Here is an 11,879-nt window from a genome sequence, read left to right as displayed (position 1 = left end):
TTTTTACTTTAGTTTTTTGCTTATAAATGATGAAAAGTCTATTGTCTTGGTTGATCTCAGTCTGAGTTTTACTTTTCTTCTCTTCAGCCTTATTATAGTTGCTATTATAAAAATAACCGTCATCATCACAACAATGATAAGAAAATAAAGCAAGAATTTGAATCCTTTGACAAATCCTTTTTTTGCACTATTTATAAGTGTTGAAACCTCTGGTTGAGGAATATAGCTTTCATATGAGAGCACAGGAATGGAAGTTAGCAAATTCCCACTACTATAAATGTATACATTTCCAATTACAGTATCTTTGTGTACTGGTGGTTTTATATCTTTGAGAAAGTCCACTTGATAAGTAATATCCTGTTTCTGCGAGTTAGAGCTTTGACTTTTTAGAATAAAAAACGAAGATTTAATGTATCCTTCAATCCATTTATTGTTAGTTTTGTCTACCATCATCTTTCCGACAATCTGATTTTGTTTAAACAATTCTTCTTTTTTAAAATTATTAAAACCATAATTGAAAAGTTTAATTGCATCGGCAAAAGCATCATCAGATGCCAAGATCACTGCAATTAGGTCTATATCATCCTTTTTAGCAGAAGCAATCAAGCATCTTTTTGCCTGAGCAGTATAGCCTGTCTTCATACCATTTGCATAAGGGTAATAATACTTTGAATTTTTTCTCAAAAGTTTGTTAATATTGTATATAATTTGCCAATCAGGTTTTTTATGCATTGAAGCTGTTGTAATTTTATATTCAGTAGTTGACATAATCTTTCGCAGTATTTCATTTTTATAAGCTTCCCGAGCAACTAAACCCAGGTCATGAGCTGTTGTGTAATGCTGGGGATTGTGAAGACCATTTGGATTTACAAAATGAGAATCTTTTGCACCTATGCTTTGAGCAAATGAATTCATCTCTTTAACAAACTCTTGTATACTGCCAGAGACATTTTCAGCGATTACATTGGCGGCATCGTTTGCTGAGATTAAAAGCATTGCATAAAGAGCATCCTGGAAAGATATTGTTTCACCTTCGTTAAGGTAGTAACTGCTGCCACCAGGTTCTATCATTATGGCAGTTTTAGAGACTTTAAAAATTTTGTTAAGATCCTTTTCTTTAGAAATTGCAACAAGAGCTGTCAGGAGCTTTGTTGTACTTGCAGGAAAACATTTCAAATCCGGATTTTTCTGATAAAGGATTTGTCCTGTATATGCATCAATAAGAATTGCTGACTTAGCACTTATATCGGGTAATAGATTATTATTTTCCTGTGTTGCATAAATTGGTACTGGAGTGTTTAGAATTAAAAAAGTTAGCAGCAATATGATTTTTAAATAACCGAAAAAGAGTTGTTTTAACTTTTTTGTCATTAAAATATTTTGCCTCCTTCAAAAACTTTTGATGTCTATGATAAAATAAGTATATATTATACAGTTAAATTAAGTCAATTATAAATCCTGCCGGTGTCTCAGTTTTTAGAAAGAAAGGGTGAAAAAATTATGTTTTCGTTTTCAAAAAGAGAAAAAATAATGATTGTCATAATTGCCCTGCTTGTTGTCCTGAATATTTTGCAGTACTTTAAAAACTCAGGTAGTAAAGATGATGGTCACCAGTTAATACTTGAGACGCAGAATGAACAGGTGCAACTTCAGGAAAATGAAAATACGCAACAAGATCAAATTGCCGGGCCACAAAACTACGTGGTATACGTTTGTGGCAATGTAAAAAATCCGGGAGTTTATGAGCTTCCGAGCAACAGTCGGGTAAACGATGCAATAGAGAAAGCAGGAGGTGTTTTACCAAACAGCGACCTGAATGTTATAAATCTTGCCGAGAAGCTGCAGGATGGTCAGAAAATTTATATTCCTAAAATTGGTGAGATGCAAAATCAAACAATGCTGGCATCTCAGACTGAACAAATTTCTGGCAATCTATCTGTCAAAAGTGGTAAGATAAATATTAATACTGCATCCAAGGAAGAGCTAAAAACTCTTGATAGAATAGGTGACAAACTTGCAGAAAGGATAATAGAGTACAGGCAAAAACATGGCCCTTTTAAAAGTATAGAAGAGATAAAAAATGTAAATGGTATAGGAGATAAGATATTTGAAGCTATTAAGGATTCTATCACAGTTCAATAATGAATTGACAAAACTCAAATAAAGGTTTATAATACAACCGTTATGATATGAGGTGACAAAAAGATGAGATTAGATGTATCCAAACTAAAATCAAATGGCGATTCAGAAGAATTTGAGTTTTGTGAAAATTGGGAAAGTATAGAATTTAGAGGTGATAATTTATTTTTTGTTGAACCTGTTAGTTTTTACGGTGTTGCTACAAAGAAAGGCAACGTTATTGAAGTAAGTGGCAATATCAGAACAAAGCTCAAGACAAGTTGTTACAGATGTACAGAGGATGCTTTTGTTGATGTTGATGTTCCATTTTATGAAGAGTATTCAAACAATGCTGAGATTAAAGATGATGAAGTAATTCAATTTGAGGACGATATAATAGAGTTTGATGAAAATGTTATTGCAACTATTGTATTGTATCTTCCGATGAAATATTTGTGCAGAGAAGATTGTAAAGGTCTATGTCCTATTTGCGGTACTAATCTCAATTTTGGTTCGTGTTCGTGTGAAAGAGATGAGATTGATCCAAGGCTCAGTATTTTAAAAACGCTAAAAAATATGCTTGGTACAGATGAAGAAAAGGAGGTGTGAAAGTTGGCTCAACCAAAAAGAAGATGGTCAAAGCAGAGAACTCATAAACACAGAGCAAATTGGAAAATTGAAGCTCCAAACCTTGTTGAATGTCCTCAATGCCATGAGATGAAGCTTTTACACAGAGTATGTCCAAACTGCGGATACTATAAAAATAGAAAAGTAGTAAATGAAGACTAATATAAGAAAAATAGCCCTGATAAAAATTTCAGGGCTATTTTTACTTATTAAAAGTATTTTAATTCTTCTCAAAAATGTGATAAATTAAATTGAAAAGGGTGAAATTTCAGTTGCAAAAGAAAAAGATAAGGAAAATAATTGGTGTAAAACGAAAACTTGTAAAAAGTAAGCGGAAATTGAAACTTGATATAATGGTGTATAACAAATTGAAAAATTTACTATCAGAATTAGATTTTTCTACTGTATTTATATATATGAGTTTACCGGATGAGGTTGATACAAGTAGAATCATAAACTACCTCATAGCAAAGGGTAAGAGGATTTGTGTTCCCAAGGTTGTTGACAGAGAAAAAATGATTGCTGCAGAATACAGAAAAGACAGTAAATTAAAAAGAAACAGGTTTGGGATAGTCGAGCCTGAGGAAACATTAGAGGTAGAGCCATCTGATATAGACATTTGTATAGTTCCACTATTGGCTTTTGATAGAAGTTTAAATAGAATAGGTTTTGGCAAGGGATATTATGACAGGTTTTTAAAAGAGGTAAGTCCTTCTTGTTTGAAAGCAGGTATTGCATATTACTTCCAGAGAGTACCAAAAATTTTTGCCGAGATGCATGATGTTGAGCTTGATATTATTGTGACTGATAAAATCATCTTAAATAGAAGAAAAAAGTATAGGGGAGAATACAATGAGAAGGATTTTACTTAAAAATGCTAAAGAAAATATGATTCTTGCCAAGGACATTTATAGCGAAGATGGTAAAATTTTAATCGCTTCTGGGCAAAAACTCACAGGGAATATAATTAAAAGACTAAAGGATTTTGGTGTCTATGACATCTATATCATAGACGATAACACAGACATAGTTGAAATAGAAGATGTTATCACCAGGGAACTCAAGGAGGAAGCATTCAAAGTTGTAAACACTGCATTCAATGTAGATTATATCAATTCACAGGAGATTACTCCCGAGATAAAAACTCTTGTTAGCAAAACTATCTCCCAGCTTCTTGAACAAAAAGAGATTATTCTGAACCTTTGCGATATTAGAACGGTTGGGAACTATACTCTATTTCACTCACTTAATACTACTATTTTTGCACTTCTGGTTGGAATAAAGCTAAATTACGACTATGACAAACTGCTGGATCTTGGAATGGGTACATTGCTTCATGATGTAGGCAAGGTAAAGGTTCCTAAAACTATTTTGACCAAAAAGGGCCCGTTGCAGGAAAAAGAATATGAAATGATAAAAATGCATACAATTATTGGATATGATATTTTAAACTCTGAATACAGATTTGAACAGCAGGTTGCTGAAATTGCTCTTTATCATCATGAAAGGCTGGATGGGAGCGGATATCCATTTGGTAAAACGAGAGATGAAATACCGCAGACAGCTAAGATAGTTGCAGTGGCAGATGTATTTGATGCGCTTGTAAGTGACAGGGAATTTAGAAAGCGTTTAAAACCACATATGGCAATAGAATACCTTTTAAATTCGTGTTCCACTCATTTTGACAGTTATATAGTATCCAAATTTGTTACATTTATCTCGCTGTTTCAGGTAGGGACACCGGTGCTGTTGAATACAAGAGAAAAGGGAATTGTTGTACATAATAATCCGAGATTTCCATCTCGACCTATTGTAAGAATTCTTTATGATAGCGAAGGCAGGAAACTTCCATACAAAAGGGATATAGATCTGGCATTGAATTTTCATTATTATATAGTTGATGTTTTGGAAGACATAGAACTCTGAAAAACAAGAAAGGTGTTATAAAAAGATGAGTTTTGTACATCTTCATGTACACACAGAGTATAGCTTGCTTGACGGAGCTGTTCGGATAGAGAGTTTATTTGAGAGGGTAAAACAGCTCAATATGCAAAGTATTGCAATAACTGACCATGGAGCGATGTATGGGGTTGTTGAATTTTACAAGGTAGCAAAAGAACATGGGATAAAGCCAATAATCGGATGTGAAGTATATATTTCTCCTCGTTCGCGTTTTGATAAAGAACCAAATATTGATAATGATATTCATCATTTAATACTTCTTGCAATGGATAATGAGGGATATAAAAACCTTTCAAAGATTGTTTCACTGGGGTTTATTGAAGGATTCTATTATAAACCAAGGGTGGACAGGGAAATCCTTTCAAAATATTCAAAAGGTTTAATTGCACTGACAAGCTGTCTTGCTGGAGAGATACCCAAATTGATTTTGAGAGACCAAAAAGAAAAATTGATTGATGCGATCAGTTTTTACAAAGATACTTTCGGGAGCAACTTTTATTTTGAACTTCAATACCATGGAATTGATGAACAAAGGTTTGTAAATAGTGAACTTATCAGACTTTCTAAAAAATACCAAATTCCTCTTGTAGCAACAAATGATGTGCATTATCTGAAAAAGGAACATAGGGAACTTCATGACATTCTGCTTTGTATTCAGACAGGAAAAACAATACATGATAGCAATAAAATGGAGTTTCCTACAGACGAGTTTTATCTCAAATCTCCCGAGGAGATGGAAAGAATATTTGGTTATGTTCCGGAGGCACTCAAAAACACTCTGGAGATTGCTGAAAGGTGTAATGTTGAATTTGAATTTGGGAAAATTAACCTTCCCAAATTTCAACTACCAGAAGGAGAATCTGATGCGTTTGAATATCTCAAAGAGTTGGCACTGTCCGGTTTTGAAAAAAGATATTCAAAAGATAACAAAATGGCATATGACAGGCTTTTAATGGAACTTGGTGTAATAAAGGATATGGGCTTTACAGAATACTTTTTGATTGTTCAGGATTTTATAAACTTTGCAAAGAAAAATAATATAATGGTAGGACCCGGTAGAGGTTCTGCGGCAGGAAGCATAGTTGCGTATTGTCTTGGAATTACAAATGTTGATCCAATTAAATATAATCTTCTTTTTGAAAGGTTTTTAAATCCTGAAAGGATTTCCATGCCTGATATTGACATTGATTTTTGCTATCAGCGAAGGCAGGAAGTAATTGATTATGTTACCAACAAATATGGTAAAGACAGGGTTAGCCAAATAATAACATTTGGTACAATGGCAGCAAGGGCCTCTATAAGAGATGTGGGAAGGGCTCTTGGCATACCATATGCCCAGGTTGATGAAATTGCAAAGATGATACCATTTTCACCTGGTATGACAATTGACAAAGCACTTGAGATAAATTATGACCTTAAGAAATTATATGATCAAAATGATACTGTCAGAAAAATAATTGACACTGCAAGAAATCTTGAAGGAATGCCACGGCACACTTCGGTTCATGCAGCAGGAGTTGTTATATCAAACTGTCCAATTACCGAACTGGTTCCTCTGGCAAGAACAGAGGATGCTATAGTTACTCAGTTTCCGATGACTACATTGGAAGAGCTGGGACTTTTGAAAATGGATTTTCTGGGTTTGAGGACTCTTACAGTTATTCAAAACACTTTAGAGCTTATAAAAAAACATCGGAACATAGAGATTGATCTTGACAGAATTGACTACAATGATAAAAATGTTTATCAATTTATTTCTGAAGGAAACACAAATGGAGTATTCCAGCTTGAAAGCAGTGGCATGAAACAGTTCATGAGAGAATTAAAACCAGAGAATTTGGAGGATGTGATAGCCGGAATTTCTCTTTTCAGACCAGGTCCAATGGATCAGATTCCGGTGTATATCCAGAACAAAAATAATAAGGAAAGGATAGAGTATCTGCATCCAAAGCTTGAACCAATTTTGAATGTTACGTATGGATGTATAGTTTACCAGGAACAGGTTATGCAGATCTTTAGAGAGCTTGCAGGTTATTCACTTGGCAGAGCAGACCTTGTCAGGCGCGCAATGGCAAAGAAAAAGGCAGATATTTTGATGGAAGAGAGAGATAGATTCATTGAAGGAGCTGTAGCAGGTGGGGTTGACAGACACATAGCAGAAAAGATATTTGCAATAATTGAGGACTTTGGAAGCTATGCGTTTAACAAGTCTCATGCAGCAGCCTATGCTATTTTGGCGTATCAAACAGCTTATTTGAAGAGGTATTTTACCATTGAGTTTATGACCAGCTTAATTACAAGCGTAATGAATTCGAATGAGAAAGTTGGAATGTACATAGAAGAGTGTAGAAGATTTGGAATTTCGGTTCTTCCACCCGATATAAACAGAAGTAGCTATGACTTCACAATCGAGGGGAATAGTATCAGGTTTGGTTTAAGAGCAATAAAGAGCCTGGGTGAAAATGTGATTTCTCATATTTTAAAAGAGCGTGAACAAAATGGAGAGTTTAAAGATTTGTATGACTTTATAATGAGAGTGGATACTAATACAGTGAACAAAAGAATTATTGAGAACTTGATAAAAAGTGGAGCTTTTGATTTTACAAAAATAAACAGGAATTCACTTTTAGCTTCTGTGGAAGATATTCTCACAATCAAACAATCACAAAAGAAAAATGCAAATCAAGTTACGTTTTTTGAAATAGCTAACAATGAAATAGAGCTTTTTTCATACAAAAACCTTCCCCAGCCCAGTCCCGAGGAACTTTTGCAGATGGAAAAAGATGCAATAGGGATTTATATAAGTGGTCATCCACTGGAAAAATATGCAGATTTGATTTCTAAGTACAACATTGTGAATCTGGCTGAACTTTCTAATATGACAGAGGAGGAAGAGTACAAGTACCAGCAGATAATTGTATGTGGAGTGCTTAAAGAGGTAAAAATAAAACTGACCAAGAACAACCAAACAATGGCATTTGCAAAACTGGAGGATTTAACTGATTCTTTGGAGGTTCTTTTCTTTCCAAGTGTTTATGAAAGGTATTCGCACTTGATAAAAGAAGATTCAATTTTATTGATAGAGGCAAAAGCTACATACAGAGAAGATGAGGGAGTAAAGATTATTGCACAGAAAATAGATAGACTTGGTGAAAAAGAAGCTGGATTATCTTCTACAAAACAGTCCAATAAAGCAATAGCAATAAAAACAGATGACCATTCTATTTTAAAATCCAAAAAGTTTGTATCTTTTATCAAATTCTTTACAGGTAATTCCAAAATTATTCTTTATTACAGGCAAAAAAGGCTTGTTTCTAAATCAAATATGTGCATAAATATAAATGACACTGTACTTGAGCAATTAAAAGAGTGGTTTGGCGAGGAAAATGTATGGCTTGAAGATTTAGATTCTTGATTTTTAGGCATTTTTGTTATAATATTTGAAAAGAGGTGAGGAAAGATAATGAGTGAAAATGCATACGAGTACAAAAATGGTGACTATGTAGTAGTAAAGGCTTTGGAAAATGGAGTAAATGTAATAGGGCTTACAAGAGGTAAGGATACAAAGCTTCATCACACCGAGAAATTAGACAGCGGTGAGGTGTTGCTTGCCCAGTTTACCGAGGTGACGTCTGCAATAAAGGTAAGAGGCAAGGCAGAGATTTATACAAAGTTTGGGGTTATAATTTCGGAATCCCAAAATAAATGAATTTAGAAGGTGTTTTTATGTGGGAAGTTGTGTATATTACATCTAATAGTGAGATAGCCAACAAAATAAAAGAAGAGTTAGAAAAAGTAGGAATTCTCGCAAAAGTAAAGGCAATTTCTCAAGAAGGACAGGAAGGCTATTTTGAAATTATTGTGCCAGAAACTGATGTCAATGAAGCACACAATATAATTATTGAAAAAGGATTCTAAAATTTACGGAAAGGGGTATTGTATATGCCAGAAGTGAAGACTATAGGAGTTCTCACAAGCGGCGGAGATGCACCGGGAATGAATGCAGCGATAAGAGCTGTTGTAAGAACAGGAATTTATTATGGTTTTAGAGTAATGGGTATAAGACGAGGATATAACGGCTTGATAGAAGGCGATATATTTGAGATGAATTTAAGGTCGGTGTCTGATATAATTCAGCGCGGAGGAACAATTCTCCTTACTGCCCGTTCTCCTGAATTTATGACAGAAAATGGACTCAAAAAAGCAGCGTCAATGTGTAAGATATTCAAAATTGATGCCATTGTTGTAATTGGAGGAGATGGGTCTTTTAGAGGGGCCAGAGATTTGAGCAAATTTGGAATAAATGTAGTAGGTATTCCTGGTACAATTGACAATGACATTGCATGCACAGATTATACAATTGGATTTGACACTGCTTTAAACACTGTCCAGGATGCAATCAATAAAATTAGAGATACAGCAACCTCCCATGAAAGAGTTAGCATTTTAGAGGTAATGGGAAGACATGCAGGTTATATAGCCCTTTACAGTGGTATAGCTGGTGGGGCTGAGTCAATTGTAATACCTGAAAAGGGTCTTGATAAGGATGAGATAATAAGGAGAATTATAGATGGCAAAAACAAGGGGAAACTTCACAATTTAATCATCTTGGCAGAAGGAATCGGTGGAGCAACAGAGCTTGCTAAAGAGATAGAAGAGGCAACAGGTATTGAAACCAGAGCAACCATTCTGGGATATATCCAGAGAGGTGGATCACCAACCGCATATGATAGAGTAATGGCAAGTCTTATGGGGGCAAAAGCAGTTGAAGTAATCAGAGAAGGAAAGAAGAATAGAATAATTGCTCTAAAAGATGGTAAGATTGTTGACTATGACATTGATGAGGCTTTGTCTATGCAAAAGAGCATTGATGAGTATATGTATAACCTGGCTACAATCCTGTCTTTATAAGAAGTTTTGGAGGTTTTAAAATTGAGAAAAACAAAGATAGTCTGTACACTGGGGCCAGCGACTGACTCCGAAGAGATTATAAAAAAACTCATTGAAAATGGGATGGATGTTGCAAGACTTAATTTTTCCCATGGGACACATGAAGAGCATAAAAGAAAAATTGATATGATAAAGAATATTCGTGAAGAGCTTGACAGGCCCATTCCTATTTTGCTTGATACAAAAGGACCAGAAATAAGGATTGGTTTTTTCAAGGATGGGAGGATCGAATTAAAAGAAGGACAGAGATTTATACTCACAACAGAGGAGATACTGGGAAACGAAGAAATCGTAAGTATAACCTATAAAGAACTTGTTAATGATGTCAAACCTGGTGATAAGATATTAATTGATGATGGTCTGATTGAGCTAATTGTCGAAGAAAAGACCGACAAGAATATAATTTGCAAGGTAAAAAATGGAGGAGTTTTGACAAATCAAAAAGGGGTAAATGTTCCAGGCATACCAATAAAACTTCCAGCATTGACCCAGAAAGACAAGGAAGATATTCTCTTTGGAATTGAAAACGATGTTGACTTTATAGCAGCTTCTTTTATAAGAAAGGCAAGCGATGTTCTGGAGATTAGAGAATTTTTAAATAAACACGGTGGCAGAGATATTCTAATAATAGCAAAAATAGAAACACAAGAAGGCGTTGCAAACTGTGATGAAATTATAAGAGTTGCTGATGGAATTATGGTTGCCAGGGGGGACCTGGGTGTTGAGCTTCCATTTGAAGAAGTACCACTTGTGCAAAAGATGCTCATTGAGAAATGTTATAAAGCTGGTAAGCCAGTAATTACAGCAACGCAGATGTTAGAATCAATGATAAGAAATCCACGACCAACAAGAGCGGAAGTAAGCGATGTAGCAAATGCCATTTTTGACGGAACATCTGCTATAATGTTATCAGGCGAGACAGCTATGGGAAAGTATCCGGTTGAAAGTGTTGCCACAATGGCAAAGATTGCTGAAAGGGTAGAAAGCCAGATAGATTATATTAAAAGGTTCCAATCTCAGGTATTTGATATGCCGGTTAATGTTACAAATGCTATATCTCACGCTACATGTACCACTGCGCATGACCTTGGAGCAAAGGCAATTATCACTGTCACAAAATCCGGAAACACAGCAAGAATGGTGTCAAAATTTAGACCTGCTTGCCCAATTATTGCAACAACACCATGTGAGAAAGTAAGAAGGCAGCTCAATCTTTCATGGGGTGTTTATCCATTTTTGGCTGAGTATAAAGATTCTACTGATGATATATTTGACCACTCGGTGGAGATTGCTGTAAAGTCAAAAATTGTTAAAGATGGCGATTTAGTGGTGATCACTGCTGGTGTGCCGGTTGGTATAAGCGGGACAACAAATATTCTAAAAGTTCATGTTGTTGGTCATGTGCTGGTTGAAGGAAGAGGCTGGGGTACTGGAAAGGTTACAGCCAGGGTATGTGTTGGGAAAAATCTAAATGAAATAAAGCAAAATTTTGAAGATGGAGATATTATTGTAACAGTCCAGACAAACAATGATTTTATTCCATATATTAAACGAGCATCGGGTATTATAACAGAAGAAGGTGGTCAAAACTCACACGCAGTAATTGTCGGTGCTGCATTGGATATTCCTGTTATCACCGATGCTAAAAATGCTGTGGAGATACTCAAAAATGGTATTGTTGTCACAATGGATGCACAAAAAGGACTTGTCTTCAGTGGAAAGCTTAAAGGATAAGAATATTTATTGGGGTAATCAAAAAATGGTAGAAACAGAAATTGTTGTAAGGTATGCAGAGACAGATAAAATGGGAATTGTTCACCACTCAAACTATTTTATATGGTTTGAAGCTGGAAGGACCGAACTTATTAGAAAAACGGGAATTTCGTATTCTGAGATAGAAAAAAGTGAGGGTGTGTACCTGCCTTTGATAAGCTGTGGTTGTGATTTCAAAAAGCCCTGTTTTTATGAAGATAGATTAAAAATTAGGACAAAGATTCATAGTTTGAAGCCAAGTAGAATAAGATTTTATTATGAAGTCTTAAAGAATGATATTGTGTGTGCAACCGGATATACCGAACATGCATTTGTTGATAAGAACTTCAAGCCAGTAAATTTAGAGAAAAAAAACAAAGAGCTTTTTGTTTTATTTCAGAAGCTATTTGAAGAAGATATTAGTAATACTCAAAATAGTTTGACATCTTTGAAATAGGTGAGTTATAATA

At 34.9% G+C, this 11,879-nt stretch carries 12 protein-coding genes; 11 read left to right on the top strand and 1 reads right to left on the bottom strand.

What is annotated here, in order from left to right; genetic code table 11:
* Positions 1–3 precede the first annotated feature (3 nt).
* Positions 4–1,371: a D-alanyl-D-alanine carboxypeptidase family protein gene (locus OTK00_RS06870; RefSeq protein ID WP_045169606.1), complete on the bottom strand. Its 1,368-nt coding sequence runs from the start codon at positions 1,369–1,371 to the stop codon at positions 4–6.
* Between the two features lie 129 nt (positions 1,372–1,500).
* Here OTK00_RS06870 and OTK00_RS06865 point away from each other — a divergent pair, with 129 nt between their 5' ends.
* The 11 genes from OTK00_RS06865 to OTK00_RS06815 all read left to right on the top strand — a co-directional run bounded on the left by OTK00_RS06865 (position 1,501) and on the right by OTK00_RS06815 (position 11,866).
* A complete protein-coding gene (locus OTK00_RS06865; RefSeq protein WP_045169605.1) occupies positions 1,501–2,142 on the top strand; it encodes a helix-hairpin-helix domain-containing protein in 642 nt (213 codons plus the stop codon).
* 63 nt (positions 2,143–2,205) lie between these two features.
* Positions 2,206–2,727, top strand: coding sequence for a YceD family protein (locus OTK00_RS06860; RefSeq protein WP_045169604.1), 522 nt, complete (start codon positions 2,206–2,208; stop codon positions 2,725–2,727).
* Positions 2,728–2,730: 3 nt separating this feature from the next.
* Positions 2,731–2,907 (top strand): 50S ribosomal protein L32, encoded by a 177-nt coding sequence (rpmF, locus tag OTK00_RS06855; RefSeq protein ID WP_045169603.1) that lies wholly within the window; start codon positions 2,731–2,733, stop codon positions 2,905–2,907.
* A gap of 110 nt (positions 2,908–3,017) precedes the next feature.
* Positions 3,018–3,617, top strand: a complete 600-nt coding sequence (locus OTK00_RS06850; protein ID WP_045169602.1) for a 5-formyltetrahydrofolate cyclo-ligase — start codon at positions 3,018–3,020, stop codon at positions 3,615–3,617.
* Entirely contained in the window at positions 3,598–4,671 is a 1,074-nt protein-coding gene (locus tag OTK00_RS06845; RefSeq protein WP_045169601.1) for an HD-GYP domain-containing protein, read from the top strand. The genes OTK00_RS06850 and OTK00_RS06845 overlap by 20 nt, the downstream gene beginning before the upstream one ends.
* A gap of 25 nt (positions 4,672–4,696) precedes the next feature.
* On the top strand, positions 4,697–8,122 hold the full coding sequence (locus OTK00_RS06840; RefSeq protein ID WP_045169600.1) for a DNA polymerase III subunit alpha: 3,426 nt from the start codon (positions 4,697–4,699) through the stop codon (positions 8,120–8,122).
* Positions 8,123–8,170: 48 nt separating this feature from the next.
* The gene (mtrB, locus tag OTK00_RS06835) at positions 8,171–8,416 is read left to right on the top strand and encodes a trp RNA-binding attenuation protein MtrB (protein ID WP_198525733.1); all 246 of its coding nucleotides are present in this window, start codon (positions 8,171–8,173) and stop codon (positions 8,414–8,416) included.
* Between the two features lie 17 nt (positions 8,417–8,433).
* A complete protein-coding gene (locus OTK00_RS06830) occupies positions 8,434–8,625 on the top strand; it encodes a hypothetical protein (protein ID WP_011917348.1) in 192 nt (63 codons plus the stop codon).
* Positions 8,626–8,649: 24 nt separating this feature from the next.
* Complete coding sequence (gene pfkA / locus OTK00_RS06825; RefSeq protein WP_045169598.1) at positions 8,650–9,618, top strand: 6-phosphofructokinase; 969 nt, start codon at positions 8,650–8,652, stop codon at positions 9,616–9,618.
* A gap of 21 nt (positions 9,619–9,639) precedes the next feature.
* Entirely contained in the window at positions 9,640–11,391 is a 1,752-nt protein-coding gene (gene pyk, locus OTK00_RS06820) for a pyruvate kinase (protein WP_045169597.1), read from the top strand.
* 25 nt (positions 11,392–11,416) lie between these two features.
* Complete coding sequence (locus OTK00_RS06815; protein WP_045170186.1) at positions 11,417–11,866, top strand: acyl-CoA thioesterase; 450 nt, start codon at positions 11,417–11,419, stop codon at positions 11,864–11,866.
* Positions 11,867–11,879: the final 13 nt, after the last annotated feature.

Source organism: Caldicellulosiruptor morganii (assembly GCF_026810225.1).
Classification (GTDB): Bacteria; Bacillota; Thermoanaerobacteria; order Caldicellulosiruptorales; family Caldicellulosiruptoraceae; genus Caldicellulosiruptor; species Caldicellulosiruptor morganii.
The sequence above is the reverse complement of the archived record's forward strand: the minus strand, read 5'-3'. Positions and strand labels throughout refer to the sequence as shown.

Bases quoted from the DNA above. Each gene is read 5' to 3' on its own strand.
- OTK00_RS06870 (WP_045169606.1), bottom strand. From the start codon at position 1,371: ATGACAAAAAAGTTAAAACAACTCTTTTTCGGTTATTTAAAAATCATA.
- OTK00_RS06865 (WP_045169605.1), top strand. From the start codon at position 1,501: ATGTTTTCGTTTTCAAAAAGAGAAAAAATAATGATTGTCATAATTGCC.
- OTK00_RS06860 (WP_045169604.1), top strand. From the start codon at position 2,206: ATGAGATTAGATGTATCCAAACTAAAATCAAATGGCGATTCAGAAGAA.
- OTK00_RS06845 (WP_045169601.1), top strand. From the start codon at position 3,598: ATGAGAAGGATTTTACTTAAAAATGCTAAAGAAAATATGATTCTTGCC.
- OTK00_RS06840 (WP_045169600.1), top strand. From the start codon at position 4,697: ATGAGTTTTGTACATCTTCATGTACACACAGAGTATAGCTTGCTTGAC.
- mtrB (WP_198525733.1), top strand. From the start codon at position 8,171: ATGAGTGAAAATGCATACGAGTACAAAAATGGTGACTATGTAGTAGTA.
- OTK00_RS06830 (WP_011917348.1), top strand. From the start codon at position 8,434: ATGTGGGAAGTTGTGTATATTACATCTAATAGTGAGATAGCCAACAAA.
- pfkA (WP_045169598.1), top strand. From the start codon at position 8,650: ATGCCAGAAGTGAAGACTATAGGAGTTCTCACAAGCGGCGGAGATGCA.
- OTK00_RS06815 (WP_045170186.1), top strand. From the start codon at position 11,417: ATGGTAGAAACAGAAATTGTTGTAAGGTATGCAGAGACAGATAAAATG.